This window comes from Phenylobacterium sp. (assembly GCF_035475775.1).
Taxonomy (GTDB): Bacteria; Pseudomonadota; Alphaproteobacteria; order Caulobacterales; family Caulobacteraceae; genus Phenylobacterium.
In genome coordinates this window covers 1-26,332 of record NZ_DATIMC010000078.1, presented here as the reverse complement: position 1 = coordinate 26,332, position 26,332 = coordinate 1, and the positions used below count along the sequence as shown (strand labels likewise).

Annotated in this window: 28 protein-coding genes and 1 tRNA gene; 11 read left to right on the top strand and 18 right to left on the bottom strand. The window is 70.9% G+C overall.

Features of this window, described 5'->3' with window-relative positions; genetic code table 11:
* Positions 1 to 91 precede the first annotated feature (91 nt).
* Positions 92 to 1,084, top strand: a complete 993-nt coding sequence (locus VLI41_RS10125) for an NADP-dependent oxidoreductase (RefSeq protein WP_325267952.1) — start codon at positions 92 to 94, stop codon at positions 1,082 to 1,084.
* On the opposite strand, the gene VLI41_RS10120 is transcribed toward VLI41_RS10125, so the two are convergent.
* Together VLI41_RS10120 and VLI41_RS10115 are read right to left on the bottom strand one after the other, a co-directional pair.
* The gene (locus VLI41_RS10120) at positions 1,081 to 2,697 is read right to left on the bottom strand and encodes an alpha-glucosidase family protein (protein ID WP_325267951.1); all 1,617 of its coding nucleotides are present in this window, start codon (positions 2,695 to 2,697) and stop codon (positions 1,081 to 1,083) included. The two genes, VLI41_RS10125 and VLI41_RS10120, sit on opposite strands and share 4 nt — an antisense overlap.
* Positions 2,698 to 2,821: 124 nt before the next feature.
* On the bottom strand, positions 2,822 to 3,442 hold the full coding sequence (locus VLI41_RS10115) for an ATP-dependent Clp protease proteolytic subunit (protein ID WP_325267950.1): 621 nt from the start codon (positions 3,440 to 3,442) through the stop codon (positions 2,822 to 2,824).
* Between the two features lie 252 nt (positions 3,443 to 3,694).
* Between VLI41_RS10115 and VLI41_RS10110 the strand changes: the two genes are divergently transcribed.
* The gene (locus tag VLI41_RS10110; RefSeq protein ID WP_325267967.1) at positions 3,695 to 4,459 is read left to right on the top strand and encodes an SDR family oxidoreductase; all 765 of its coding nucleotides are present in this window, start codon (positions 3,695 to 3,697) and stop codon (positions 4,457 to 4,459) included.
* 87 nt (positions 4,460 to 4,546) lie between these two features.
* Here the strand turns inward: VLI41_RS10110 and VLI41_RS10105 are convergent, their stop codons facing one another.
* The 4 genes from VLI41_RS10105 to VLI41_RS10090 form a co-directional block, all read right to left on the bottom strand.
* Positions 4,547 to 5,215 carry an O-methyltransferase gene (locus tag VLI41_RS10105; RefSeq protein WP_325267949.1) on the bottom strand — a complete coding sequence of 223 codons (669 nt, stop codon included), beginning with the start codon at positions 5,213 to 5,215 and terminating at the stop codon, positions 4,547 to 4,549.
* An 11-nt stretch (positions 5,216 to 5,226) separates the two neighbouring features.
* Positions 5,227 to 6,423 (bottom strand): aminotransferase, encoded by a 1,197-nt coding sequence (locus VLI41_RS10100; protein WP_325267948.1) that lies wholly within the window; start codon positions 6,421 to 6,423, stop codon positions 5,227 to 5,229.
* Positions 6,424 to 6,608: 185 nt separating this feature from the next.
* A complete protein-coding gene (gene typA / locus VLI41_RS10095) occupies positions 6,609 to 8,444 on the bottom strand; it encodes a translational GTPase TypA (protein WP_325267947.1) in 1,836 nt (611 codons plus the stop codon).
* 382 nt (positions 8,445 to 8,826) lie between these two features.
* Entirely contained in the window at positions 8,827 to 9,735 is a 909-nt protein-coding gene (locus VLI41_RS10090; protein ID WP_325267966.1) for an N-formylglutamate amidohydrolase, read from the bottom strand.
* A gap of 146 nt (positions 9,736 to 9,881) precedes the next feature.
* Between VLI41_RS10090 and VLI41_RS10085 the strand changes: the two genes are divergently transcribed.
* Together VLI41_RS10085 and VLI41_RS10080 are read left to right on the top strand one after the other, a co-directional pair.
* Positions 9,882 to 10,238, top strand: a complete 357-nt coding sequence (locus VLI41_RS10085; RefSeq protein WP_325267946.1) for a response regulator — start codon at positions 9,882 to 9,884, stop codon at positions 10,236 to 10,238.
* Between the two features lie 67 nt (positions 10,239 to 10,305).
* A tRNA-Val gene (locus VLI41_RS10080) sits at positions 10,306 to 10,380 on the top strand.
* 66 nt (positions 10,381 to 10,446) lie between these two features.
* On the opposite strand, the gene VLI41_RS10075 is transcribed toward VLI41_RS10080, so the two are convergent.
* The 4 genes from VLI41_RS10075 to motA all read right to left on the bottom strand — a co-directional run bounded on the left by VLI41_RS10075 (position 10,447) and on the right by motA (position 14,007).
* The gene (locus VLI41_RS10075) at positions 10,447 to 10,848 is read right to left on the bottom strand and encodes a DUF6491 family protein (RefSeq protein ID WP_325267945.1); all 402 of its coding nucleotides are present in this window, start codon (positions 10,846 to 10,848) and stop codon (positions 10,447 to 10,449) included.
* A 62-nt stretch (positions 10,849 to 10,910) separates the two neighbouring features.
* Entirely contained in the window at positions 10,911 to 12,716 is a 1,806-nt protein-coding gene (gene mnmC / locus VLI41_RS10070; protein ID WP_325267944.1) for an FAD-dependent 5-carboxymethylaminomethyl-2-thiouridine(34) oxidoreductase MnmC, read from the bottom strand.
* A gap of 70 nt (positions 12,717 to 12,786) precedes the next feature.
* On the bottom strand, positions 12,787 to 13,077 hold the full coding sequence (locus VLI41_RS10065; protein ID WP_325267943.1) for a hypothetical protein: 291 nt from the start codon (positions 13,075 to 13,077) through the stop codon (positions 12,787 to 12,789).
* A 60-nt stretch (positions 13,078 to 13,137) separates the two neighbouring features.
* Positions 13,138 to 14,007, bottom strand: a complete 870-nt coding sequence (motA, locus tag VLI41_RS10060; protein WP_325267942.1) for a flagellar motor stator protein MotA — start codon at positions 14,005 to 14,007, stop codon at positions 13,138 to 13,140.
* A 264-nt stretch (positions 14,008 to 14,271) separates the two neighbouring features.
* Between motA and VLI41_RS10055 the strand changes: the two genes are divergently transcribed.
* Entirely contained in the window at positions 14,272 to 15,573 is a 1,302-nt protein-coding gene (locus VLI41_RS10055; RefSeq protein WP_325267941.1) for an MFS transporter, read from the top strand.
* Here the strand turns inward: VLI41_RS10055 and VLI41_RS10050 are convergent.
* Entirely contained in the window at positions 15,479 to 16,945 is a 1,467-nt protein-coding gene (locus VLI41_RS10050) for a lytic murein transglycosylase (protein ID WP_325267940.1), read from the bottom strand. The two genes, VLI41_RS10055 and VLI41_RS10050, sit on opposite strands and share 95 nt — an antisense overlap.
* 152 nt (positions 16,946 to 17,097) lie before the next feature.
* Here VLI41_RS10050 and ykgO point away from each other — a divergent pair, with 152 nt between their 5' ends.
* On the top strand, positions 17,098 to 17,223 hold the full coding sequence (gene ykgO / locus VLI41_RS10045; RefSeq protein WP_325267939.1) for a type B 50S ribosomal protein L36: 126 nt from the start codon (positions 17,098 to 17,100) through the stop codon (positions 17,221 to 17,223).
* A gap of 14 nt (positions 17,224 to 17,237) precedes the next feature.
* Complete coding sequence (locus VLI41_RS10040; protein WP_325267938.1) at positions 17,238 to 17,855, top strand: HAD family phosphatase; 618 nt, start codon at positions 17,238 to 17,240, stop codon at positions 17,853 to 17,855.
* On the opposite strand, the gene VLI41_RS10035 is transcribed toward VLI41_RS10040, so the two are convergent.
* Complete coding sequence (locus VLI41_RS10035) at positions 17,852 to 18,685, bottom strand: DMT family transporter (protein WP_325267937.1); 834 nt, start codon at positions 18,683 to 18,685, stop codon at positions 17,852 to 17,854. The two genes, VLI41_RS10040 and VLI41_RS10035, sit on opposite strands and share 4 nt — an antisense overlap.
* 148 nt (positions 18,686 to 18,833) lie before the next feature.
* Positions 18,834 to 19,424, bottom strand: coding sequence for a GTP cyclohydrolase I FolE (folE, locus tag VLI41_RS10030; RefSeq protein ID WP_325267936.1), 591 nt, complete (start codon positions 19,422 to 19,424; stop codon positions 18,834 to 18,836).
* A 123-nt stretch (positions 19,425 to 19,547) separates the two neighbouring features.
* Between folE and VLI41_RS10025 the strand changes: the two genes are divergently transcribed.
* Both VLI41_RS10025 and VLI41_RS10020 read left to right on the top strand, forming a co-directional pair.
* The gene (locus tag VLI41_RS10025; RefSeq protein WP_325267935.1) at positions 19,548 to 19,814 is read left to right on the top strand and encodes a DUF2312 domain-containing protein; all 267 of its coding nucleotides are present in this window, start codon (positions 19,548 to 19,550) and stop codon (positions 19,812 to 19,814) included.
* Entirely contained in the window at positions 19,811 to 20,116 is a 306-nt protein-coding gene (locus VLI41_RS10020) for a hypothetical protein (protein ID WP_325267934.1), read from the top strand. Before VLI41_RS10025 ends, VLI41_RS10020 begins: the two co-directional genes overlap by 4 nt.
* Here VLI41_RS10020 and VLI41_RS10015 read toward each other — a convergent pair.
* The 5 genes from VLI41_RS10015 to selD form a co-directional block, all read right to left on the bottom strand.
* A complete protein-coding gene (locus VLI41_RS10015) occupies positions 20,113 to 20,310 on the bottom strand; it encodes a hypothetical protein (RefSeq protein WP_325267933.1) in 198 nt (65 codons plus the stop codon). The two genes, VLI41_RS10020 and VLI41_RS10015, sit on opposite strands and share 4 nt — an antisense overlap.
* A gap of 31 nt (positions 20,311 to 20,341) precedes the next feature.
* Positions 20,342 to 20,467 (bottom strand): hypothetical protein, encoded by a 126-nt coding sequence (locus tag VLI41_RS10010; protein WP_325267932.1) that lies wholly within the window; start codon positions 20,465 to 20,467, stop codon positions 20,342 to 20,344.
* A gap of 92 nt (positions 20,468 to 20,559) precedes the next feature.
* Positions 20,560 to 22,044, bottom strand: coding sequence for a sigma-54 dependent transcriptional regulator (locus tag VLI41_RS10005; RefSeq protein WP_325267931.1), 1,485 nt, complete (start codon positions 22,042 to 22,044; stop codon positions 20,560 to 20,562).
* 112 nt (positions 22,045 to 22,156) lie between these two features.
* Complete coding sequence (locus VLI41_RS10000; RefSeq protein WP_325267930.1) at positions 22,157 to 22,813, bottom strand: hypothetical protein; 657 nt, start codon at positions 22,811 to 22,813, stop codon at positions 22,157 to 22,159.
* A 63-nt stretch (positions 22,814 to 22,876) separates the two neighbouring features.
* Positions 22,877 to 23,947 (bottom strand): selenide, water dikinase SelD, encoded by a 1,071-nt coding sequence (selD, locus tag VLI41_RS09995; protein WP_325267929.1) that lies wholly within the window; start codon positions 23,945 to 23,947, stop codon positions 22,877 to 22,879.
* 48 nt (positions 23,948 to 23,995) lie between these two features.
* Between selD and mnmH the strand changes: the two genes are divergently transcribed.
* Both mnmH and VLI41_RS09985 read left to right on the top strand, forming a co-directional pair.
* A complete protein-coding gene (gene mnmH, locus VLI41_RS09990; RefSeq protein ID WP_325267928.1) occupies positions 23,996 to 25,087 on the top strand; it encodes a tRNA 2-selenouridine(34) synthase MnmH in 1,092 nt (363 codons plus the stop codon).
* A gap of 39 nt (positions 25,088 to 25,126) precedes the next feature.
* A partial coding sequence (locus tag VLI41_RS09985; RefSeq protein ID WP_325267927.1) for a PQQ-dependent dehydrogenase, methanol/ethanol family occupies positions 25,127 to 26,332 on the top strand: 1,206 nt, incomplete at its 3' end.

Sequence of the window (26,332 nt, the reverse complement as noted above, 5' to 3'; positions counted from 1 at the left end):
GACTCGGAAGGGCGCGGGAGCCGCAGCTTGCCCCGCCGCGAGCCCGCCGTCACATTGCTCCACCGCCGCAGCACGACGAGAGGACGCGCCCATGAGCCGGACGAACCGCGAGATCCATCTGGTGAAGCGCCCCGACGGGCCGCCGGCGCTGGACGACTTCAAGCTGGTCGAAGCGCCGCTGCCCGAGATCGCCGACGGACAGGTGCTGATCCAGCAGCTTTACATGTCGGTGGACCCGGCGATGCGGCCCAGGCTCACCAACGGCTACGAGCTCGGCCAGGCGATGTCGGGCGGCGCGCTCGGGCGGATCGTGCAGTCGAAGACCCCGGACTTCGCCGAGGGCGAGCTGGTGCGCAACCCGCTGGGCTTCCGCGAGTACGCCGTCTCCGAGGGCCGCGGCCTGCAGAAGCTGAAGCCCGAGCCGGGCATCCCGCTCACCGCCTACATGTCGGTGCTGGGCGGCACCGGCTTCACCGCCTACGGCGGCCTCCTCTCCATCGGCCAGCTCAAGGACGGCGAGCAGGTCTTCGTCTCCACCGCGGCGGGCGCGGTGGGCTCGATCGCGGCCCAGATCGCGAAGATCAAGGGCTGCTACGTCATCGGCTCGACGGGCTCGGACGACAAGGCCGCCTGGCTGCGCGACGAGGCGGGCCTGGACGCGGTGATCAACTACAAGACCACGCCGATCCGCCAAGGCCTCAAGGCCGCGGCTCCGAAGGGCGTCGACGTCTATTTCGACAATGTCGGCGGCGAGCATCTCGACGCGGCGCTCGCCAATATGAACACGCTGGGGCGTGTCGCGGTCTGCGGCATGATTTCCGGCTACAACAACGCCGGCGCCCGCACGCCGGTCTACAACCTCTCCAACATCATCTATGGCCGGATCAATCTCCGCGGCTTCGTCGCCACCGACTTCATGCACCTGCGCCCGCAGTTCGAGAGCGACATGCGCGACTGGCTCAAGACCGGCCGGATCAAGTGGCGCGAGACGGTGCTGGAGGGAATCAAGGAAGCGCCGCACGCCATGGTCGGCCTGATGCAGGGCGAGAACATCGGCAAGATGCTGGTCAAGCTCGCCGATTAGGCGAGCTTCAGGAACGCCGCGGCATAGGGGCTCAGCCCGAGCGAGGCGCCGCGCAGCTCCGCCTCGTCGGCGCGGACGCCCAGCAGCTCGGCGCCGGCGAGCTCGGCGATGCTCGGGGCGACCGGCTCACCCGAGAGGTTGAACACGCAGGCGATCCGCTCGGGCCCAGCCGTGCGGGTGAAGGCGAGCACCGGATCGGCCGTCTCCAGGAACGCAATCTCGCCCGTGGTCATCGCGGCCGATCCCTTGCGCAGGGCGATCATCGCGCGGGCGAACGCCAGCATGGACTCCGGGTCCTGCTCCTGCGCCGAAACGGTGAGGCCGGCATGCTCCTCCGCCACAGGCAGCCAGGGCCGCCCCGTCGTGAAGCCGAGGTTCGGCGCATCGGCCCGCCAGGGCATCGGCGTGCGGCAGCCGTCGCGCCCGCCCGTATAGGGCCAATAGAGGTCGCCCACGGGATCCCTCAGCTGGTCGCGCCGCAGCTTCGCCTGCGGCAGGCCAAGCTCCTCGCCCTGGTAGATCACGGTCGTGCCCTTCAGGCTGACCAGCAGCGCGAACATCAGCTTGGCGAGTTCCGGCGGCGGATCGGCCCCGCCGAACCGTGAGACGGTGCGCGGCACGTCGTGGTTGGAGAAGGCGATGGTCGGCCAGTGGCCGGGATGTTCAGCCAGGGTCGCATAGTGGGCCCTGACGAAGCCCGGTTCGAGCTTGCGGGCCAGCAGCATGACGAAGGTGTAGGCCGAGTGCAGCCCCTTGTCGGGCGGCAGATAGGCGCCGCAGCGCGCCTCCTCCTCCGAGAACTCGCCGAACACGAACCGCTCCGCGTGGGCCTCCACCCGCCGCCCGATGAGGTCCAGCATCTCGGCGTTCTCCGGCAGGTTCGAATCGTGCAGGCGCCGCTGCAGGTTGCCGGCATGGGCCCACTCGCGGCCGGTCCGCTCGGCCATGGGCACCGGCGGGTTGTCGGCGAGCGACGCATCGTGCAGGTAGGTGCCGGCGACGTCGAGCCGGAAGCCGTCGACGCCCTTCTCCAGCCAGAAATCGAGCACCGAGAGCGCCGCCTCGCGGGCCTGCGGATTGAGCCAGTTGAGCTTCGGCTGCTGGCGCAGGAACTTGTGATGATAGTGCTGGCGCCGGGCCGGCTGGTAGGCCCAGGCCGGGCCGCCGAACACCGAGAGCCAGTTGTTCGGCGCGGTCCCGTCGTCCCTCGGGTCGGCCCAGACGTACCAGTCCGCCTTGGGGCCCGCCTCGCCTCCGGTCAGGCTCTCCACGAACCAGGGGTGCTCGTCGGAGGTGTGGGAGAGCACCTCGTCGAGCAGCACCTTCAGCCCCTTCGCGTGCGCGGCCTGCAGCAGCCGCTGGACGTCGGCCATCGAGCCGTAGTCCGCCTGCACGCCCTCGAAGTCGGCGACGTCGTAGCCCCAGTCGCGGTTCGGAGAGGGGTGGATCGGCGACAGCCAGATGCCGTCCACGCCGAGCGCGCTGATGTAGTCGAGCTTGGCCTCGACGCCGGCCAGGTCGCCCTGCCCATCGCCGTTCGCATCGAAGAAGGAGCGCACATAGACGTGGTAGAGGACCGCGCCCTTCCACCAGGGGTCCGAGGCCGCGCTCACGGGTGCTCCCCCTCAGGGGGGGCTGTCGCGAAGCGACTGAGGGGGTTGAGGCGCACGATGCCCTCCGCTGCGGCTGAAGCCCGCTCCGGGCCACCTGCCCCTGTGAGGAGGATCGTTGCGGACCTCAAGCCTCGCCGATGTGGTGGATGATCCGCGAGACGATGCCGTACTCCATCGCCTGCTCCGCGCTCATCCAGAAATTCCGCTGGGTGTCCTTGTCGATCCGCTCGAGGGTCTGGCCGGTTTCGCGCGCGATGATGCGGTTCACCCGCTCGCGCATCTTGATGATCTCCTCGGCCTCGATCTCGATATCCGAGGCCTGGCCGCGCACGCCGCCCGTGGGCTGGTGCAGCAGGAAGCGCGTGTTCGGCAGGCAGAGGCGGTTCTCCTTTTCCGCGCCCAGGTAGATGTGCGCCCCCGAGCTCGCCACCCAGCCGGTGCCGACCACCTTCACCGGAACGCCGCAGAATTTGATCATGTCATGGACGGTGTCGCCGCTCTCGACGTGCCCGCCCGGCGAGTTGATGATGATCCGGATCGGCTTGTCGCTCTCCGAGGCGAGCGCGGTGATCTGGGCGGTGACCCGCTCCGCCAGCCGCATATCGATCTCGCCGAAGATCAGCACGGTGCGCGACTTGAACAGCGCATTCTGCACCGGCCCGGAGGTCATCGGCATGTCCGGCAGCCGGCCCTTTTCCTCCTCGTCCGGCTCTTCCTCTTCCAGCCAGACTCGCCACTGGGTCATGCGGGGCTCCTTGGGGCAGGCCGCGACCGGGGGCGCCCGAGGCGCCGCAACCTCGCGGCGGAGATTGGTCCCTTGCAGTTATTGGCCCCAGCGGCTTCCTGCAAGACCGTAAAGCCGTGATCTCCGCCGCAGCGCCGCCGCGGCGCGACCGCTTGACCTCGCGTTCGGCCGCGTCGCAAATGGCCGCACACTCAAACAGCCGTTTTACGGGAGCGCGCCATGAGCGAGGTGATGGATAGGGCCGGGCTGCAGATGGGCGAGCTGTTCGACCTGACCGGCAAGGTGGCGATCATCACCGGCTCCTCCCGCGGCATCGGCAAGGCGATCGCCGAGCGCATGGCCGAGCACGGCGCGAAGGTGGCGATCTCCTCGCGCAAGGCGGGCCCCTGCGAGGAAGTCGCCGGGGCGATCAACGCCAGGCGGCCGGGCCACGCCATCGCCGTGCCGGCCAACATCTCCTCGAAAGACGACCTGACGCGGCTGGTGGAGGAGACCCGCTCGGCGTTCGGCAAGATCGACATCGTGGTCTGCAACGCCGCCTCGAACCCGTTCTACGGCAGCCAGCTCGACATCACCGACGAGGCGTTCAACAAGATCCTCTCCAACAACATCGTCGCCAACAACTGGCTGGTCCAGCTCACCGCGCCGGAGATGAAGGCGCGCAAGGACGGGGCGATCATCATCGTCTCCTCGATCGGCGGCCTGCGCGGCTCGACGGTGATCGGCGCCTACTGCATCTCCAAGGCCGCCGACATGCAGCTCGCCCGCAACCTCGCCCAGGAGCTCGGCCCCTCGAACATCCGGGTGAACTGCATCGCCCCGGGCCTGGTGAAGACCGATTTCGCCCGGGCGCTGTGGGACACGCCGGAGGGCGAGAAGCGCGCCTCCTCCGGCACTCCGCTGCGTCGCCTCGGAGAGCCCGACGACATCGCCGGCGCGGCGGTGTTCCTGGCCTCCAGGGCCGGCTCCTGGATGACCGGCCAGACCATGGTCATCGACGGCGGCAGCACGAGCTGACACGCACAGCGAGCTCAAGAATTAGAACCACGGATTTCACGGATCGGCACGGAACAGAGTTTCCGTGAAATCCGTGTGATCCGTGGTTCAATCCCTGACGCACATCTCCAGGCCGCCGTCGAACGGCAGCGTCGTGTGGCGCATGCGGTTCGTGGGATCGGCGAGCCAGGCGAAGAAGGCCTCGTAGCCGCGGTGCGAGCTTGCCGTGTTGTCGGCGACGATCACCGCGCCTTGGCGCAGGTGCGGACCGATCAGCCTGAGCGCCGGGACCACCATCTCCGTCCAGATGTCGAGCAGCACGAAGTCGATCGGGCCGCCCACGTCCTGCAGCGTCTCGCGCAGGTCGCCCTCGCGCAGGTCGATGAACGGGTCGAGTTCGGCGGCGGCGAAGGTCTCCCGGGCGGCGGCGGCCTTGGCGGCCTCGTGCTCGGTGCCGATCACCGTCCCGCCGCCGTTGTCGCGCACCGCGGCCGCGAGATAGAGCGTCGAGACGCCGAACGAGGTGCCGCACTCGACCACCCGGCGGGCCCGGAGCGCGCGGCAGGTCAGGTAGCAGAACTCGGCCTTGGCGGGCTCCAGGGCGACCAGCTTGTCGGCCATGAACCGGTGGGATTTCTCGTCGAAGTCCTCCCACGACAGCTCGCCCTTTTTGGCGCGGTCCGCGAACCAGGCGCCGGTCTCCGCCTCCTGCGCCCGGCTCTTGGCCTGCAGGCGATCGATCACGGCCTGCAGCTTGGGGTCGGCGATCACGTTCATGGGTTCATTCTTCATGCTCTGGCTGGAAGGTCTTCGGCCGGCGCGGCCTTGCGGGCCAGCTCCCGCGCCTTCGCCAGACGCTCGATTCCGGCGTCCAGGGTGGCGTCGCGCTTGGCGAAGCACAGGCGGACGATATTCGTCACCGGCTGTTCTTCGTAGAGCGCCGAAACGGGGATGGCCGCGACGCCCGCTTCCCGCACCGCGTGCAGGCAGAAGGCGCGGTCGTCCATGGCGACGCCCGAGGCCGCCAGGTCGATGTTGAGGAAGTAGGTCCCCTCGGCCGGCAGGACGGCGAAGCCCTGGCGCTCAAGGCCGTCGGAGAGCCGGTCGCGCGAACGGGCGAGGTCGCGCGGCATCTCGCGGAACCAGGTCTCGGCGTTCTCCAGGCCCCAGGCCACCGCGGCCTGCAGGTTGGGCGGCGTGGTGAAGGTCAGGAACTGGTGCGCTCGGGCGAGGCTGTGCGTGAGGTCCGGCGCGGCGGCCAGGAACCCCACCTTCCAGCCCGTGAGGCCGAACATCTTGCCGGCCGAGCCGATCTTGACCGTGCGCTCGCGCATGCCGGGGAAGCCGATCAGCGGCCGGTGGCGGGCGTTCCCGAACACCACCTGCTCCCAGACCTCGTCGCAGATCGCGATGATATCGTGCGCCACGCAGAACTCGGCCAGCAGGGCGAGGTCGGCCTCCGGGAACACCACGCCGGTGGGGTTCATCGGGTTGTTCAGCACCACGAACCGCGTCCGCTCGGTGAAAGCCGCCTCCAGCATCGCCCGCGTGAAGCGCCAGTGGGGCGGCTGCAAGCTGACGAGCTTCGGGACGCCGCCGGCGGCGCGGATCATCGGCAGGTAGGAATCATAGACCGGCTGGAAGACCACCACCTCGTCGCCGGGCTCGATCAAGCCGAGGAACGCCGCCGCCAGCGCCTCCGTCGCGCCCGAGGTGATGGTGATCTCGCTCGCCCAGTCCAGCACGAGGCCCTGGGTCGCGCCATAGTGCGACGCCACCGCCTGCCGAAGCTCCGGCAGGCCGGCCATCGGCGGATACTGGTTGTAGCCGTTGAGCACCGCGTCGGCCGCCCTGGCCCGGATCGCCTCGGGCCCCGGATCGTCCGGGAAGCCCTGGCCGAGATTGACCGCGCCGAGCTCACGGGCGAGCCCGCTCATCTCTTCGAAGATGGTTGTGGGCAGATTGGCGAAGATCGGATTGGCCATGGGCTGGTTTTGCCGCCCCTCCGCGAAGATGACCAGCCTTTCGAGCCCCGTTCCTCCCTCGTAGGGGGAGGTGGTCCAACGGACCGGAGGGGGTTTCATCCGCCGGGTCGCAGCTGCGTGTTCTGAGCTGAAGCCCCCTCACCGCCTTCGGCGGAGCTCCCCCACAGGGGGAGCAATGGGAAGGATCAGTCCTCCCGCATCCGGCGCTTTCGGAAGGTGGGGTTCAGCACCTTCTTGCGCAGGCGGATGGACTTGGGGGTCACCTCGACCAGCTCGTCCTCCTCGATGTAGGCGATGGCCTGTTCGAGGGTGAGCCGGCGCGGCGGGGTCAGGCGCACGGCCTCGTCCTTGCCCGAGGCGCGCACGTTGGTCAGCTGCTTGGCCTTCATCGGGTTGACGTCGAGGTCGTCGGACTTGGCGTTCTGGCCGATGATCATGCCCTGGTAGGTCTTCTCGCCGCCGCCCACGAACATGGTCCCGCGCTCCTCCAGGTTCCACAGGGCGTAGGCCGCCGTCTCGCCCTCGGAGTTGGAGACCAGCACGCCGTTGCGGCGGCCTTCGATCGCGCCCTTGTAGGGTTCGTAGTGGCTGAACACGCGGTTCAGCACGCCCGAGCCGCGGGTGTCGGTGAGGAACTCCCCCTGATAGCCGATCAGCGCGCGCGACGGGGCCTGGAAGGTGAGCCGCGTCTTGCCGGCGCCGGACGCGCCCATGTCCTTCAGCTCCGCCTTGCGCGCGGACAGCTTCTCGATGACCACGCCGGTGAAGTCGTCGTCGACGTCGATCACCACGTCCTCGATCGGTTCCAGGCGCTCGCCGGTGTCAGGATCGGTCTGGAACACCACCCGCGGGCGGCTGATGGAGACCTCGAAGCCCTCGCGCCGCATGGTCTCGATCAGCACGCCGAGCTGCAGTTCGCCGCGGCCGGCGACCTCGAAGGCGTCCTTCTCGGCGGTCTCGGAGACGCGGATCGCGACGTTGCTCTCCGCCTCGCGCAGCAGCCGCTCGCGGATCACCCGGCTCTGCACCCGGTCGCCCTCGCGGCCGGCCAGCGGGCTGTCGTTGATCGAGACGGTGACGGCGATGGTCGGCGGATCGATCGGCTGGGCGGGCAAGGCCCGGTTCACCTCCGGCGCGCAGAGCGTGTCGGCGACGGTGGCCTTCGAGAGCCCCGCGATCGCCACGATGTCGCCGGCCTCGGCGAGCTCGATCGGCTGCCGCTTCAGGCCACGGAAGGCGAGGATCTTGCTGATCCGGCCCTTCTCGATCTCCTTGCCGTCGGGGCCCAGGGCGTGGATCGCCGCGCCGGGGATCGCGCGGCCGGCCTCGACGCGGCCGGTCAGCAGCCGGCCCAGGAAGGGATCGCTTTCGATCAGCACCGCGAGCAGCTGGAAGGGCTCGTCCACGCGCGCCTCGGCCGCCGGCGCGGGCACGTGCTCGACGATCAGGTCGAACAGCGGCGCGAGGTCCTTCTTCGGGTCCTTCTGCAGGTCCTTGACCGCCCAGCCCTGCTTGCCCGATGCGTAGAGGTGCGGGAAATCGAGCTGCGCGTCGCTGGCCCCGATGGCGGCGAACAGGTCGAAGGCGTCGTTCAGCACGCGGTCGGGTTCGGCGTGCGGGCGGTCGGCCTTGTTCAGCACCACGATCGGCTTGAGGCCCAGCTTCAGCGCCTTGCCGAGCACGAACTTGGTCTGTGGCATGACGCCTTCCTCGGCGTCGACCAGCAGCAGCGCGCCGTCGACCATGCCCAGGATGCGCTCCACCTCGCCGCCGAAGTCCGCATGGCCGGGGGTGTCGAGGATGTTGATCCGGGTGTCGCCCGCCGCGCCATGCCAGAGCACCGAGGTGGCCTTCGCCAGGATGGTGATGCCGCGCTCCCGCTCCTGGTCGTTGGAATCCATCGCCCGCTCGGCGTGCGCCTCGTTGGCGCGGAACACCCCGGACTGGGCGAGCAGCTGATCCACCAGCGTGGTCTTGCCGTGGTCGACGTGGGCGATGATGGCGATATTGCGCAGGGACATTCGGATCAGGGGCTTTGGGCGCACGGGCGCGGAACTGGCGTGACGCGCCGGCGAAGGCGGGCTTTTAGGCGAGGCGGCGGCTCAGGGCCAGCCTTGCCGCGCCCCCGCGACGCTGCGGCGCGAAATTCTCACAATCTTTGTGCGTTGCAGCAACATGGGGCGGTTTTCCCCTGCGGCAAGGCCTGACAGGGTGTGACATTTCCGAAACGCTCGAGCGAAGGGCCATTTCTCGCGCGCGCCGTCGCTTGAGGTCTTGTGCGCTGCACAGTATATGGAGGTTGTGAGGCGTCGCTGACGCTTCTGCCCTTCCTGGGCGTTTCCTCCCTAAGAACTGCCGCGCCTTCGGGCGCGGCTCTTTTTTTGCGCCTCAGACCCTCGAGACTCAGCTCGGCTTCAGCCCCGACCAGTCGGCGTCCGCCAGGGTGCGGGTCAGGGCCTCCAGCCTGAGTTTCAGGTCGGCGAAGCCCACGGTCGGCGCGAGGCTCGCCTCGTCGAGGTAGAGCGCCCGGTTGATCTCGATCTGTAGGGCATGCACGCGCCGGGCGGGGCGGCCGTAGTGCTCGGTCGTGTAGCCGCCGGCGTAGGGCGTGTTGCGCGCCACCCGGTAGCCCATGGACTCCAGCTCGCGCTCGACGCGGGTCGGCAGCACGCCGGCGCAGGCCGCGCCGAACCGGTCGCCCAGCACCACGTCGCAGGGCCGCTCTCGGCCGCCGGTCCGGGCCGCGGCCGCCGGCATGGAATGCCAGTCGATGAGGATCGCAAATCCGTGCGCGGCGTGGGCTTCGGCGATCAGCCGGGCGAGCGCGGCGTGGTAAGGCCGGTGGGCGCCCTCGATCCGGGTGCTCGCCTCGGCGAAGGTGAGCTTGCGGGCGTAGATCTCCTGGCCTTCCGAGACGACCCGGGCGATCGCCCCCAGCCCCGCCGCCACCCGCGCGGTGCGGGCGCGGGCGAACTCCGGCAGTTCGTCGGCGAACATGCCGGGGTCCAGCTCGAAGGCTTCGCGGTTCAGGTCGATGTAGGCGCGAGCGAAGCGGGCGGCGATCAGCGAGACCCCGAGCTCGGGCCCCGCGGCGATCAGGTCGTCGACATAGGCGTCCTCGGAACGGCGGATGCTCTGGGCGTCGAGCGCGGCGGCCGCCATCATGTCGGCGGGGTAGAGCCGGCCGGAGTGGGGCGAGGCGAACACGATCGGCGTCGACGGCGCAGCTCCGTGCGGCGCGGCGCGGCGGACCTCGAAGGCCTCCATGCGCGCGACAGGCTCCTCGACCGCGATCGGCTCCCAGGCGTTCATTCCGTCCATAGAACGCTGAGCGCCCGCCAGGGTCAAAGGGTTCATGGGGAAAGGCCCGCGCCAACGGGGCGACAGGGTTCATCGCGCCTTTACGCTTGGGCTCCTAAGCTGGCCTTCCGACCCGCGACCTGGCCGCCGAACCCGATATGCCCCGCATCCTCCTGGCCGAAGACGACGAGTCCCTGCGCGGCTTCCTGGCGCGCGCCCTGGAGCGCGCCGGCTATGAGGTCACCGCCTGCGCCGATGGCGACGAGGCGGCCGCGCATCTGGACGAGAGCTTCGACGTGCTGCTGACGGACATCGTCATGCCGGGGCTGGACGGCATCGAGGTGGCCCGCCTGGCGGCGGCCAGGCACCCGGGCCTGAGGATCATGTTCATCACCGGGTTCGCGGCCGTCGCGCTGGCCGCCGGGGACGCGGCGCTGCCCGGCGCCAAGGTGCTGTCGAAGCCCATCCATCTGCGCGAGATCGTCGCCGAGGTGGAGCGGATGATCGCCGCCTGAGCCACGAGCGGCGCGCCGCTTGCTAAGGGCTGGGGCCGCCGGTATATCCCCGCACCTCCCGAAGGTCGGACGCGTAGCTCAGCGGGAGAGCACTACGTTGACATCGTAGGGGTCGCTGGTTCGATCCCAGCCGCGTCCACCATTCTTTCCGACCAAACCTGCGACGTGCTCGGGAAAGTCCAGGCGGCGCGTTGCGGCCAGGCGCCGTTCAGGGCCGGGCGCGGCGGGGCAGGGCGGCGACCTCGTCCGGCGTCAGCTTGCGCACGTGGCGGACGAAACAGTGCTGGCGGCCGATGCCGGCGGCGTGGGTGACGACCTCGGCGTCCATGCCGTTGCAGATCCACGAGGAGCTGCGCGAGACCAGAGCCAGGCGCTGGTTCCAGTCGATGTCGGGGCAGGGGCCGAACATGTCGAAGTGATAGACGTCGCGGCCGTTCACCTGGACGTAGAGATTGTGCTCGTCGGGCGCGGCGAAGCTGGTCACGTTGCGGGTGTAGAAGCATTGCTGCGGCGAGTAGCCCGGCGTCTGGTCCCGAGCGACGGCGCCCGGGCCGCCGCTCGCCGCGAGGAGCGCCGCGCCCGCCATGGCGATGGCGATGGTGGTCTTCATCTCTTCGGTCCTCGAACGAGGCGTCCCTCGAAGCGCCCGCCTTATACGCCCGCGCGCCCGCCTTAGGAACCGGCCCGCCGCTCGGCGCGCCTGGCGAAGCGGAGCGGATCGACCAGGGCCGCGAGCAGGTTCGGCAAGGGCGAGGGCGCCTCCAGCGCCAGCGCCGCCACGTACTCGGCGAGCAACGGGGCATGGCAGAAGCCGCGCGAGCCGAAGCCGGTGAGCACGAAGAGCCCCGCCGGCGCGCCCGGGGCGCGGCCGGCGAGCGGCAGCCGGTCGGGCGTGGTCGCGCGCACGCTGGCGCGGCCCGCCAGCGCTGCGGCCTCGAGGCCGGCGGCGAACCGGGGCAGGGCGGCGGCCAGGATGGCGAGGTTGCGCTCGTGCTCGATCGCGCGGACCGCCTCGTCCTCGTCGTCGCGCTCGTGGGTCGCGCCGAACAGCACGCCCTCGCGGGTCGGCAGGACATAGCCGCCCCAGGCGGCCGCGCCGGGCGCGGAAACGCCGGCCAGCCAGCTCGCCTGGCCGCGCACCGGCTGCAGGGGCAGGTCCGCGACCAGCCGCGCCGAAGCCTGGCCCGCCGCGACGATCACCGCCTCGGCCGCGGCCAGCTCCCGCCCGGCCGCATCCAGGAGCCGCCAGCCCGCGGGCCCAGGCGCGAGGCCGGCGACCTCGGCGCGCCGCACCTGCGGCGTCCAGGCGGCGAGCGCCGCCCGGGGCTCGATCACCAGCGCCGCCTCCTGCAGCAGCGCGGCCGGGACCGGCTCGCCGAGCCGGGCGCTCGCCGCCTCCGGGCTCAGCAGGTGGAGCGTCCCGGGCTCGAACAGGTCGGAGGCGGCGATCTTCTCGAAGCGCGCGAGGTCGCGCGGGTTGGCGGCGAGCTGCAGCACCCCGCGGGCGACGATCGCCTCGGGCGTCGCCTCGTAGAGCCGGATGGCGCGCCGGAAGGCCTGGGCGAACAGCTCGGCGGGCGGGCCCAAGCCGGCGTCCAGCCTGGGCGTCACCAGCGCCGCCGGATTGCCGGAGCCGCCGGCCGCCAGCCCGACGGCGTCGATGAGCTCGACGTCGGCTCCGAGCGCCGCGGCCGCCCGCGCCGCCGCGACGCCTGCGATCCCTGCGCCGACCACGGCGATCCGGGCGGGCGGCGGCCCGGCGCGCGCGGGCCCGGGGAGCCGCGCCTCCAGCCGCTCGCGCTTGGCTCCGAACCCCGGCCGCTTCTCGACCTCGAAGCCGGCGGCGGCGAGCCCCCGCCGCACGGCGCCGGCCACCGTGAAGCTCGCCGCCCGCGCCCCGGGCGCGGAGCGGGCGGCGACCAGTGCGAGCAGCTCCTCGCGCCACATCTCCGGGTTCGCCGCCGGCGCGAAGCCGTCCAGGAACCAGGCGTCCGCGGCGCCGGACCAGGCCGCCAGCGCCTCGCCCGCCTCCATGACCGCGACATCGATCAGCGCCCCCAGGTCGGGCAGGTCGATGCGATGGAAGCCCCGCGCGCGGCCCGGCCATCGCGAGATCAGGCGTTGGCTCACGCGGCCGAGCTCGGGCCAGGCGCCGAGCGCGCGGGCCGCCTCCTCCGCGACCAGCGGATAGGCTTCGAGCGTGAAGACCTGCAGCCGCGCGCCGGGCTCCCGGCTGCGCTCCCAGAGCTCCAGCAGCGCGGCGATGTTGAGGCCCGTGCCGAAGCCGAGCTCGCCCACCACGAAGCGGCGGCGGCCCCGCCAGGCCTGCGGCAGCCCGCAACCTTCGAGGAACACCGCGCGGCTCTCCGCCAGCCCGTCCTCGGCCGAGAAGTAGCGGTCGCCGAACCGCCGCGAGCGGGGCTGGCCGTCGGCATCCCAGACGACGGGGCGGGAGCCGGGCGGGTCTGGCGCGCGCATCTTCCTCCGGCCCAAGGGAACAGGGCGCCCAGGGTGGGCGGCGTTCCCTAACCCGGATCGGGATCGAAGGTCACCGCTTCGCGGGCGCGGCGGGCGTGGCGGCTGGCGAGGTTGCGGTCGCCGTCGGCGCGGCGGCAGGCGGGGGCGGCGCGGGACCGGTGTCGTTGGCGGCCCTGGCGGCGTCGGCCGCCGCGGTCGCGGCGGCCCGCTGGGCGGCGTCGGCGCTCGCCGCCGAGCCCTGGGCGCTGGCCGCCCCGGCATTGGCCGCCGCATCGGTCTTGTCGGCGGGCTTGTGGCAGCCGGCGGCGACCAGCGCGGCCAGGGCGGCGGCCGAAGCCAGCAGCTTGCGGTCCATGGTCATGGTCTCTCTCCTCGTCAGGGCGCGCCGCGGCGGATTATGCCGCGCTTCGGCGCCGCCGCCCTAGCTCTCGTTCGGGATGTTGGAGAGCGCCTCTTCCAGCTCCAGGAACGAGGGCTGGGCCTCGGAGGGGACATTGCCGCGGCCGATCTCCACCGAGATCTGTGCGGCGTTGCCGTGCAGGTGGGCGACCAGCACGGACTGGATGATCTTGTAGAAGCTGAGCTCCTCCTCGACCACCTCCTTCATGCGGGTGGCCATCGGGCCCACCAGGCCATAGGCCAGGAACACGCCCAGGAACGTGCCGACCAGCGCCCCGCCGATCATCTCGCCGAGGATCTCCGGCGGCTCGGTGATCGCACCCATGGTCTTGATGACCCCGAGCACCGCGGCCACGATGCCCAGCGCCGGCAGAGCGTCGGCCAGGCTCTGCAGCGCATGGCTGGGCTGCAGCGATTCATGGTGGTGCTTTTCGAGCTGGTTCTCCATGGCGTCTTCCACCTGGTGCGGATCCTCCAGGTTCATGGTCATCATGCGCAGGGTGTCGCAGATGAAGTCGACGGCGAAGTGGTCCTTCATCACCGAGGGGAAGCGGGTGAAGACGCTGCTCTCCGTGGGGTTCTCGATATGGCTCTCGAGGGCGATCACGCCCTTCTGCTTCATGGTCTTGGTGAGCAGGAAGAGCAGGCTGAGCAGGTCGCGGTAGTCGGTCGGCTTCCACTTCGGCCCGCCGAACACCTTCTTCATATTGGCGCCCGTGGCTTTGATCACCGGCAGGGAGTTGGCGATCATGAAGCTCGCCACGCCGGCGCCGCCGATGGCCATCAGCTCGTGCGGCAGCGCGCTCAGGATCACCGCCAGCTTCCCACCCGAGATGATGAAGCTGCCGAACACCATCGCGAACAGCACTACGATGCCGATGATCTGGAACATGCACTCCCCCAGAGGTGGCGGAGAGCATCGGGGTTAATGCTTAATGGCCGGTGAGCGGGTCACGTCCTCTCCTGAGCCATCGGCTTGGGAGAGGGTCGGTGAGGGCCGGCCGGGCCACCTCCGGATTTGAGGTCGCGAGCCCTAGGGTTCGCATCCGGTGCGAACCGTCTTCACGAGCCGGCCCTCACCCTTCCCTCTCCCGCTCGCGGGAGAGGATTCAACCACCGTTTGCCTCCTCGCCTCCTGAGCCTTAAGGCCCCGCCCATGGCCAGCCCCGCCGCCCAGAGCGGCCTTCCCAAGCGCGCGCTCGCGATCATCTTCGCGGTCTCGATCGCCACTGCGCTGGGCAACACCGGGCTGATCTCGGTGCTGCCGGCCATCGGCCGCTCGATCGGCATCCCGGACTATCTGGTGGTGGCGGTGTTCTCGCTCTCGGCGGTGCTCTGGGCGGCGGCCTCGCCGTTCTGGGCCAGGGCCTCCGACCGCTATGGCCGCAAGCCGCTGATGATGCTGGGCCTGGCCGGCTTCATGGTCTCCATGTCGCTCTGCGGGGCGGTGGTGAGCGCCGGGCTTCGCCATCTCGCCGCGCCGCTGGCGATCTTCGGCCTGTTCCTGCTCGCGCGGGCGCTGTTCGGGCTGTTCGGCTCGGCCTCCAATCCGGCGACCCAGGCCTATGTGGCCGACCACACCGGCCCGGAGGAGCGCACCTCCTCGATGGCGGGACTGGCCGGCGCCTTCGGTCTCGGCACGGTCATCGGCCCCTTCCTGGCGCCGCTGTTCATCTTCCCGATCCTGGGGCTGGCGGGCCCGCTCTTCACCTTCTCGCTGATCGCCGCGGCCATGCTCTACGTGGTCTGGCGACACCTGCCGGAGAGCCACTGGACGCCGCAGGTCAGGCGCGCGCCGGCGCCCGGCGAGGCGAGGCCCACGCCCTTGTGGCGCGACGGCCGGGTCATCCCGTTCATGGTCTTCGGCTTCGTGATCGCCACCTGCCAGACCGGCCAGCAGCAGACCCTGGGCTTCCTGATCATCGACCGGCTGAGGCTCTCGCCGATCGAGGCCCAGCGGCCGATCGCCATCGCCATGGCGTTCGGGGCGGTGGCCGGGCTGCTGGCCCAGTGGGGCATCATCCGGATGTTCGAGATGACCCCGCGCCAGCTGCTCCGCTGGGGCGCGGCCGTGGCCGCCCTCGGCAACCTCACGGTCGCGCTGTCGACCGACTACTGGACGGTGGTGGCGGGCTATGCGGTGGCCTCGCTGGGCTTCGGCTTCGCCCGACCGGGCTTCACGGCGGGCTCCTCGCTGGCGGTCGAGGGGCGCGACCAGGCCCGCGTGGCGGGTGGCATCGCGGCGGTCAACGGCATCAACGCCGTGCTCGCGCCGGCCTTCGTGCGGCTCTACGAGACGAGCCACGCCGCGCCCTTCGCGCTCAACATGCTGTTGCTGGCCGGGCTGCTGGCCTACGCCTTCCTCAACGGGGCGCTGCGGCGGGCGGATCCGACGCCCGCGCCGGCGTCGGCCTCGACGATTGCGGGGCTGGAGCGCTCGGACGAGTCGGCGGGCTGACGGGCTGCGGCTCGGGTCGGCTCGGCGCGGGCGCCTGGGACGCAGTTGGGAGCACCGAGGGTGTCGGCGGCTCGGTCTCGGCCTTCAGCCGCTGGACCATCGCGACGGAGAGATAGCCGTCGGCGGTGAGCCCGCGCGCCTTCTGCCAGTCGCGCAGCGCCGCGCGGGTCTTCAGGCCCACGACGCCGTCCGGCGCGCCGGGATCGAAGCCCAGCGCCGCCAGCGCGCGCTGCGCCGTCATCCGGTCGGCAAGCGAGAGCGGGGTCTCCGCGGGCCACGGCCGCACCAGCGGCCCCATGCCGGAGAAGCGGTCGGCCAGCAGTCCGACGGCGAGCGCATAGGCCAGGCTGTTGTTATACCGGCGGATCACGAAGTGGTTCGGGAACAGCAGGAAGGCGGGGCCGCTGGCCCCCGCCGGCGCCACCAGCTGCGCCTGCGCCATCTGGTCGATGTCGTTCCACGGCAGGCCGTCGGCGCGCACCACGCCCTTGGCGGCCCATTCGGCCGGCGTGAGCTTCGGGCCCTCCGACAGGCTCCAGTCGAAGCCGCCCGGGACGCTGACCTCGCGCGCCCAGCTCTGGCCACGCACCCAGCCGGCCTTGGCCAGCAGGTTGGCCGCCGAGGCCAGCGCATCGGCGGGCGAGCCCCAGATGTCGCGCCGCCCGTCGCCGTCGCCGTCCACCGCGGTCGAGAGGAACATCGAGGGGATCAGCTGGGTCTGGCCCATCGCGCCGGCCCAGGAGCCGTGCAGCTGGCTTCGCGAGCACTCGCCGGACTGGATGATCTTGAGCGCGTCGATCAGCTCGCCCTCGGCCCAGCTTCGGCGGCGGCCCTGGGCGGCCAGGGTGGCCATCGAGCGGATCACGTCGAAGTCGCCCTGGATCGCCCCGAATCCCGTCTCCATCGCCCAGACGCCCATCAGGATCTGCCTGGGCACGCCATAGGTCTGCTCGATCCGGTCGAGCTGCGGGACCTCGGCGCGCTTGGCGAGCGCGACGCCCGCCCGTCCCTCGGTCACCACGCCTTCGATGTACTGGCTGACCGGCTTGGAGAACTCCGGCTGGCGGGTGTCCAGGCTGGCCACACGCGGGTCGGGCGCGAGGCCGGCGAACTCGCGAAGGAACACCTCCGGCCTGATCCCGGCCTTGATGGCGCGCGGGTAGAAGTCCGCGGCCCAGGCGTCGAACACCTGGTCGCCAGAGGCGGTGGGCGGCCGCACGAGCGGCGGCGCCTCGGCCGCGACGGGGGGCGGCGGAGCCGGTTGCGCAGGGGAAGCGGGCGGCGCCCTGGTCGCCGGCGGCCGCGGCGCGTACGTCGGCTGCACCGCGCACCCGGCGAGCGCCAACAGGATCAGCAGGTTGCGGAAGCGCATCGTCGCCAAGATTAGCCGTGATTCGGGCCTCAATGCGGACAGACGCAAGTCGCTCGGCGACGTTGACTTGGACACGTCCGCCCCGTATATGCCCGCGCTCTTGTCGGCGCCCGGACGGGCTCCTTATCCAGCCCGAACCAGACGATACGGTCATGAAGGTCAGAAGCTCGCTCAAGTCGCTCAAGACGCGTCATCGCGACTGCAAGCTCGTGCGCCGCAAGGGCCGGGTCTACATCATCAACAAGACCGACCCGCGCTATAAGGCCAAGCAGGGCTGAGCGCGGCCGCGACCATGCCGGGGGTTCGTCCCAAGGCGGTGGTCTGGGATTTCGGCAACGTCATCGTCCGCTGGGACGCCCGCACCCTGTATTCCAAGATCTTCCCCGATCCGCCGGAGCGTGACCGCTTCCTGGCCGAGGTCTGCACGCCCGCCTGGAACGTCGAGATGGACCGCGGCGCGATCACCTTCACCGAAAACTGCGCAAAGCTGATCGCGCGGCATCCCGAGCACGAGGCGGCCATCTGGGCCTGGCGCGACCGCTGGTGGGAGATGTTCTCCGGCGCGATCCCCGAGACCGAGGCGGCCATCGAGGCGCTGCACGACCGCGGCGTCCCGCAGTTCGGGCTCTCCAACATCTCCGCCGAGACGCTGGCCGGCACGCTCGCCATCAGCCCGGCGTTCGGGCGGCTTCGCGCCTATGTCGCCTCGGGCCTGGAAAAGGTGATCAAGCCGGATCCCGCGATCTATCGTCTGGCCTGCGAGCGGTTCGGCTATGCGCCTCAGGACCTGCTGCTGATCGACGACAGCGCCAGGAACATCGAAGCCGCCCGCGCGCTCGGCTTCGATGTCCATCACTTCACCGATCCCGCGGCGCTCAGGCCTGCGCTGGAAGCGCGCGGTCTGCTTTAGCCCACCGACAGCGCCACCGCGCCGCCGGCGATCATCGCTGCGCCCAAAAGGCGGCGCAGCGTCAGCCGCTCCTTCAGGAACAACGCCCCGATCAGGGCCGCGAACAGGATCGAGGTCTCGCGGAGCGCCGAGACCTGGCCCATGGCCGAGCGGCTCATCGCCCAGATCACCACGCCATAGGCGAGGACCGAGATCACCGCCCCGCCGGCGGCCTTGGCGAGCTCGCGCGACGGCTTGATGGCCGGCCACTCGCGGCGGATCGCGATGTAGACGAACGGCATGGGCGCGCCGGCGACCACGTCCTGCAGGGCCGCGTAGCCGATCGGATGGGCCGAGAGCCGCACGCCCAGGCCGTCGATCACCATGTAGCCGGCGATGAACACCCCGGTCGCGACCGCCGCCAGGAGGGAGCCCGCGTCGGGCCGCCCGCGGCCGAAGGCGATCGCCATGATGCCGGCCGAGACCAGCACCACGCCCATCAGGCTGAGCGGCGCGAGCTGCTCGCCTGCGACCACCGCCGCGCCCAGGGTGACCAGCAGCGGCGCGGTCCCGCGGGCGATCGGATAGACGTGCGCCAGCAGGCCGGTGCGGTAGGCCCTGACCAGGAACAGCGCATAGAGCACCTGCACCGCCGCCGAGCCGGCGAGATAGGGCCAGCTCGCCGGCAGGGGCGGCGGGACGATCCAGGTCACCGGCAGGGCGACCAGGGCGCAGATCGCGCACATCACCGACATCGACCAGAGCCGGTCGGCGCCGGAGCGCAGCATGGCGTTCCAGCTGGCGTGCAGCACGGCCGAGCCGAGCACGAGCGCGATCACCAGCGGCGCCATGGGCCTCCTCGCAGCCTGCGCGCCAGCGAATAGCCGCGTTCGCCGCCCCCGTCACGAGCCTGATCGGAGCTTGACTGCGGGGTGTTGGAGTTCTATCTTTGTTCCTTTCCCGCCGAGGGAGAAGCTCGGATCCTTCGCTTTGATGCCCTCAGCCCACGCCGCGCACCAGATCGAAGAACTCCTGGCGGGTGCGGGGATCGTCGCGCACCTCGCCCAGCAGGTGGCTGGTGGTCAGCCGCGTGCCGGGCGTGTTCACCCCGCGCATGGTCATGCAGCTGTGCTCGGAGACGATCACCACGCCGACGCCCTTGGGCTTCAGGATGTCGCAGATCGCCTCGGCGATCTCGGCGGTGAGCTTCTCCTGGATCTGCAGCCGCCGGGCGAAGCCGTGCACCACGCGCGCCAGCTTGGAGATGCCGACCACCCGGCTGGCCGGCAGGTAGCCGACGTGCGCGCGGCCCAGGAACGGCAGCATGTGGTGCTCGCAGAAGCTGACCACCGGGATGTCGCGCATCAGCACCAGCTCGTCGTAGCCGCCGACCTCCTCGAAGGTCCGCTGCAGGTAGTCGCGCGGGTCGGCCTCGTAGCCCTGGAACAGCTCGCGGTAGGCCTTGGCCACCCGCTTGGGCGTCTCCAGCAGGCCTTCGCGGTCGGGATCGTCGCCGGCCCACTCGATCAGCGTGCGCACCGCGGCTTCGGCGTCGGCCTGGCTGGGGCGGGTCTTGGCTGAATCCGGCATGAAGGGGCTCCCGCGTCGATGCGCCTCAACAGTTCTCCACAGGCGAAGGTTCGCGCGGCCCCTGACTCGCCGGACCGCGGCCGCTAGGGTCGCCCGCTCATCCGGATCGCGAGACCTCTGACCATGGCCGACGACAGCTCGAACATCGACGTGCTCAATTCCACCGCCCAGGGGCAGCTGAAGAGCATCATCGAGCGCATCGAGCGCCTCGAGCAGGAGCGGGCCGAGGTCGCCGAGCAGATCAAGGAGGTCTTCGCGGAGGCCAAGGGCAACGGCTTCGACGTCAAGACCCTGCGCAAGGTGGTGCGCATCAGGAAGCAGGACCGCGCCAAGCGGCAGGAGGAAGAGGCGCTGCTGGACCTCTACCTCTCGGCGATCGGAGAGATTTGAAGCGCAAGCCGCCCGACCGGAAGGCGCAGGCCAAGCGGGCCGCGCTGAACGCGCTCAAGCGCGCGCGGCGCCTCGCCGAGACGGCCGGCGTCAAGCTTTCCGACTGGGAGGGCGAGTTCCTGGACAGCGTCTCGGGCCGGGTGAGGACCTACGGCCGGGCGTTCGGCGATCCGGAGAAGGGCGCGCCGGGCGAGGCGCTCTCGGCGCTGCAGCACGTCAAGCTCAAGGAGATCGCCGCCAAGGCGAAGGGCGAAAAGGCCCCGCCGCAGCGCAGGAGATTGCGGCGCGGGTCCAGCGCCTAGGACGCGCGGCGCTGTTTCCGCATCTTGACCAGCGCCAGCACCTCGAGCGCCAGCCCGAGGCCGACCAGCGCGCCGATCCCGAAGTCCGACGCATCGCCGTGCGCCAGTTGCGGCGCGAGGGCGCGGAGGCCGAGTCCCGCCGCGACGAACAGCAGCCCGGCCGCCAGCAGGATGCGTGAGGATAGCTTCTTCAACAAAAGGCTACACGTCTCCCGACGCGACCCGTCACGGGGTCACGACCACCATGAACACCGCCTTGCGCGCCTCCGCCACCATCTGGTCATGGTCGGCCGCGGGCTTCACCGCAACATAGTTGGCGAGATCGGGCAGGTCGTCCAGCATCGGCCGCACGTAGGACGCTTTCAGCGCATCGCAACTCGAAACACCGCAACCGGGCGAGCCGCCGATGGCCCCCAGCGCGAAATCGCAAGGATCGCAACCGGCTAGGCGGCGGCTTCGTCCTCCGCCTCGACGCTTTTCAGGACGCCTTCCAGGCCGTTCTCGCGGACCTTGCGATAGAGCGTCGAGCGGCCGATCCCGAGCCGGCGGGCGACCTCGCTCATGTGGCCGGCATAGACCTCGATGGCGTGCTGGATGAGGTCGCGCTCGATCTCCTCCAGCGTGCGCAGATGGCCGCGCTCGTCGAGGATGCGGACCGGCGGCGGGGGCCCCCCGGCGGCCGGCGCTCCAGGCGCTGCGGCCATCGCAGGCTTCACGGCGGGCTGGTTCGCGACCGGCTCCGGCGGCGGCGCCGCCACGCCCGAGATCGCCGGGAAATCGTGCGGCTGCAGATAGGGCGCATCGGCCAGGACGATGGCGCGATAGACCGCGTTCTCCAGCTGCCGGACGTTGCCGGGCCAGTCGAAGGCGCTGAGGCAGGCCATGGTCTCGGGCGCGGCGCCCACCACCGACTTGCCTTCCTCCACGTTGAACCGGCGGACGAAATGCTCGACCAGCGGGGCGATGTCCGCCTTGCGCTCGCGCAGCGCCGGCGCCTCCACGGGGAAGACGTTCAGGCGATAGAACAGATCCTCGCGGAAGCGGCCTTCGCTGACCGCCTGCGACAGGTCGCGGTTGGTCGCCGAGACGATGCGCACGTCGACCTTGATCGACCGCTTGGCCCCGATCGGATCGATCTCGCTCTCCTGCAGGGCGCGCAGCAGCTTGACCTGTACGTCGAGCGGCAACTCGCCGACCTCGTCCAGGAACAGGGTGCCGCCGTTCGCCTCCTGGAACTTGCCCAGGTGCCGCTCGTGCGCGCCGGTGAAGCTGCCCTTCTCGTGGCCGAACAGGATCGACTCCACGAGGTTCTCGGGAATGGCGCCGCAGTTGACCGCCACGAAGGGCTTGCCGGCGCGCTCGGAGGAACCGTGCACGGCGCGCGCGATCACCTCCTTGCCGACGCCGCTCTCGCCGGTGATCAGGATCGGGATCGAGGACTTGGCCGCCCGCTCGCCCAGGCGCTTGACCATCAGCATGGCGGGCGAGGCGCCGATCAGGTCGTCGAAGGTCGTCCGCCCGGTCGCATGCTTCTTCAGCCGGTCGACCTCGCTCTTCATGGCGCCCATTGAGAGCGCATTGCGGATCGAGACGATGATCCGCTCCGGGCTCGCGGGCTTGACGAAGAAGTCGACGGCGCCGGCCTGCATCGCCTGGACGACGGTCTCGATGCCGCCGGTCGCGGTGACCACGATGACCGGCTGCGGGAAGCCGCGGGCCTTCATCTCCTGCAGCGTGTCCTGGCCGGACGCGCCGGGCATGACGAGGTCGAGCAGGACCACGTCGGCGGCTCCGACGGCCGCCAGGCGCGAGATCGCCTCGTCCCCGCTCTCGGCGTGGGCGACCGCGAATCCGTCGCGCTCGAGCACCGCCTGGATCAGGCGACGCTGGGTCGGGTCGTCATCGACGACGAGGACGGTTTTGGCCATTGAACACACCCACCTGACACACCGGCCGTCGCCTCGCATCGGACGCGGCTCTTTGTGTCGCTTTGATACAGGCGAGGGGTAAAGGCCGGGTTTCGGAAGCCTGAGTCGGGGGTTAACGGCCGTCCGTCGGCTCGGGCGGCTGCACGGCCTGCAGCGCGCTCACGTCCGCCGGATGGATCAGGGCCGCCTCGGCGCCGCCGCCGAGGCTGGCCGCCGGGATGAGCACGGGGGCCTCGACCGTCGCCGCGGCGGGCATCTCCGGCGCGCCCGGCTCAGCCTGGGCCGGCGGCGGGGCCGCCTCGGCCGTCTGGACGGGGCTCGGGCAATCCAGCTTGGCGGCCAGGCCCTTCAGGAAGCCGCGGCGCGCCCAGCCGGCCATGGCGGCCCGGGAGAGCGCCTTTTCCTTGCGGTCGGCCCCGGTCAGGAAACGGATGTAGCTGCGATAGGGAATGGCGCCGCGGATCGCATGCCCCACCCAGTCGGTCGGCGAGAAGGTCCTGGCTTTCGGCGGATTGATGTCGGGGCCGAGCAGCGCATCGAGCTGGGCGAGCTCCTGCGGCAGGGTCACGCAGGCCGGCGCGGCGGGCGGAGCGTAGGGGTCGGCGGCGGCGCGCTTCAGCACGTCGGGGATGCGGGGCCCGAGCAGGCCGAGGTCCAGGCCCTGGTCGCCCGGCTGGACCCCCTTCGGTTCGGCGAGCGCCGCCGGCGCCGTGCAGGCCGCGGCCGCGGCCAGGAACACCCCCGCCCAACGGCCCGAATGATGTGGCATCGACGGCTACATCTCTCATGTCCGACCTGGACGCGGTGCAGAACCCCTTGAAACGCGGAAGGTTCAACCGCGCACGCGGACCTCCGGCGGGCCGGCCGTGAAGCGGCCGACGACGGCGGCCTCGGCGCAGCCGCGGCTCCTGACGAGCTGCAGCACCGCTTGCGCCCGATCCGGATCCACGGCGACCAACAGCCCGCCGCTGGTCTGCGGATCGGTGAGCAGGTCGCGCCGCCACTCCGCGAACTCCGCCGGGAGCTGCACGGCGGCGCCGTAGCTCGCCCAGTTGCGGGCCGAGGCGCCGGTGCGCACGCCCGCCCTGGCGAGCGCCTCCACGCCGCTCAGCAGGGCCGGGCCCGCCGCCTCGATCTCGGCCGTCAGCCCCGCGCCGCGGCACATCTCCAGCGCATGGCCAAGCAGGCCGAAGCCGGTGACGTCGGTCATGGCGTGGACGCCCGCGGTCGCGGCGAGCTCAGGGCCCACGGCGTTGAGCTGGGTGGTCGAGGCGATCAGGGCCTGGTAGCCGGCCGGCTCCAGCCGGTCCTGCTTGAAGGCGGCCGACAGCACGCCCACGCCCAGCCCCTTGGTCAGGATCAGCACATCGCCGGCGCGCGCGGTCCGGTTCGTGACGAGGCGGTCGGGATGAACCAGGCCGAGCGCGACCAGGCCGTAGATCGGCTCGTGGGAATCGATCGAGTGGCCGCCCGCCACCGGCGCGCCGGCTTCGGCGCAGACCGCCGCGCCGCCCGCCAGGATGCGCCCGATGGTCTCCACCGGCAGCTTGTCCAGCGGCATGCCGACGATGGCCAGCGCCAGGATCGGCTTCGCGCCCATGGCGTAGACGTCGGACAGTGCATTGGCCGCCGCGATGCGGCCGAAATCGAACGGATCATCGACCACCGGCATGAAGAAGTCGGTGGTCGCCACCAGCGCCTGTTCGTCGCTGAGCTTCCAGACCGCGGCGTCGTCGGAGGTCTCGGTCCCCACCAGCAGGTCGGGGAAGGCGGCGGCGGCCGGCACGCCCTTCAGGATCGCCTGCAGCACGGCGGGCGCGATCTTGCAGCCGCAGCCGCCCCCGTGGGCCAGAGAGGTGAGGCGGACGGGCGCCGGCGCGGGGCTTTGGTCGAGCGGGCTCATGGGTCCAGTATAGGAACCGCGACGCGGAAGCCGAAGGGCGAGCTTGAAGTGCCGATCGAGATCGTAGAGCGCGCGGACGCGGCGAGCCTCGCCCGCTTCGACATGCTCATCGATGCCCGCTCGCCGGCCGAGTTCGCGGAGGACCACGTCCCCGGCGCGGTCAGCCTGCCCGTGCTCTCGAACGCGGAGCGGGCCGAGGTCGGGACCATCTACGTCCAGGAGAGCCGCTTCCGCGCGCGGCGGGTCGGGGCGGCGATGATCGCCCGCAACGTGGCCCGTCACCTGGAGGGCGCGCTGGCCGACAAGGACGGCGGATTCCAGCCGCTGATCTACTGCTGGCGGGGCGGCCAGCGGTCCAACGCCATGGCCACCATCCTCTCCCAGATCGGCTGGCGGACCGCCGTGCTGGCCGGCGGCTACCGGACCTATCGGCGTCACGTCTCGGCCCGGCTCTATCAGGCCGAGCTGCCGCACCGAATCGTGCTCCTGGGCGGCGCCACCGGCTGCGGCAAGACCGAGCTGCTGGATCTCGCGGCCCGGCGCGGCGTCCAGGTGCTGGACCTGGAGGGCCTGGCGGCGCATCGCGGGTCGCTGTTCGGCGCGCTGCCGGGCGTGGCGCAGCCCAGCCAGAAGATGTTCGAAACCCGGCTGCTCTCGGAGCTCGATGGCCTCGATGCGGCCCGTCCGGTGCTGGTCGAGGCCGAATCCAGCAAGATCGGCGAGCTGATGCTGCCGCCGGCTCTGTGGCGGGCCATGGAGTCCGCCCCGCGCATCGAGGTCGCCGCGCCGGCGCCCGCCCGCGCCCGCTACCTGGTATCGGCCTACCGCGAGATCACCGAAGACCGCGCCGCTCTGGATGAGGTGCTCGCCCGCGTGCCAGACCGGCCGGGCCGCAAGCGCCTCGCCGAGTGGCGCACGCTCGCCGAGGCCGGCGAGTTCGAGGCGCTGGCCGCCGCGCTCATGGAGCTGCACTACGATCCCGCCTATCGCCGCTCGGCGCGCGGGGACGAGCGCCCGCGCCTGGCCACGATCGAGATGGCCGGCGTCACCCCCGCCGACCTGGCCGCCGCCGCCGAGCGCATCGCCGGGCTGCTGGTTGACGCCGCGGAGCGCTTGCCGGGAGCAGCGGTCCGCGCATAGTTCTCCGCAAGGTCCAGCTAGTGGCCGGGGGAGGGCGTCATGCGTTCGATCAAGCTCGGGTTGGCTCTGGCTCTGGCTGCGGGGTTGGCCGCCTGCCAGAAGCCCCCCTCCGCCGGCAACGTGGACGGCGCGCGGATCGCAGCGGCCGACAGCAACGCCGAGTGGGTCTCCTACGGCAAGGGCTACTCCGAACAGCGCTATTCGCCGCTCGACAAGATCAACGCCGGCGACGTCGGCCAGCTGGGCCTCGCCTGGTACGCCCAGTTCGACACCGATCGCGGGCAGGAGGCCACGCCGCTGGAGGTGGACGGCGTGCTCTACACGACGACCGCCTGGTCCAAGGTCTACGCGTTCGACGCGGCCACCGGAAAGCTCCTGTGGAGCTACGATCCCAAGGTCGACGGCCGGAAGGGCTACGACGCCTGCTGCGACGTGGTGAACCGCGGCGTCGCCGTCTGGAAGGGCAAGGTCTACGTCGGCACCATGGACGCGCGGCTGATCGCGCTCGACGCCAAGGACGGCGACGTCGTCTGGCAGGCTCAGGTCGGCGATCCCGCCAAGCCGTTCACCATCACCCAGGCGCCGCGCGTCGTGAAGGACAAGGTGCTGATCGGCGAGTCCGGCGCCGAGTACGGCGTGCGCGGCTTCCTCGCGGCCTACGACGCCCAGACCGGGAAGCTCGACTGGCGCTTCTACACGCTTCCGAACCCCACCGGCGCGCCGGACGGCCAACCCTCCGACAAGGTGCTGAAGGAGAAGGCCGACGCCACCTGGCCGGAAGGCGCGTGGAAGATCGTCGGCGGCGGCGGCACGGTCTGGGACGCCATCGTCTACGACCCGCAGCTCAACCTCATCTACTTCGGCGTCGACAACGGCACGCCCTGGGACCGCGAGCAGCGCTCGGGCGACAAGGGCGACAACCTGTTCCTCTCCTCGATCCTCGCCATCAACGCCGACACCGGCCAGTACGTCTGGCACTACCAGGTGAACCCCGGCGAGAGCTGGGACTACTCGGCCGTGCAGCCGATGATCCTCGCCGACCTGAAGATCGGCGGTCAGGTCAGGAAGGTGCTGATGCAGGCGCCGAAGAACGGCTTCTTCTATGTGCTCGACCGCACCAACGGGAAGCTGATCTCGGCCAAGAACTACGTGCCGGTCACCTGGGCGACGGGCATCGACCTGAAGACCGGGCGCCCGCTCGAGACGCCGCAGGCCCGCTACAAGCAGAATCTCGACCTGCAGCAG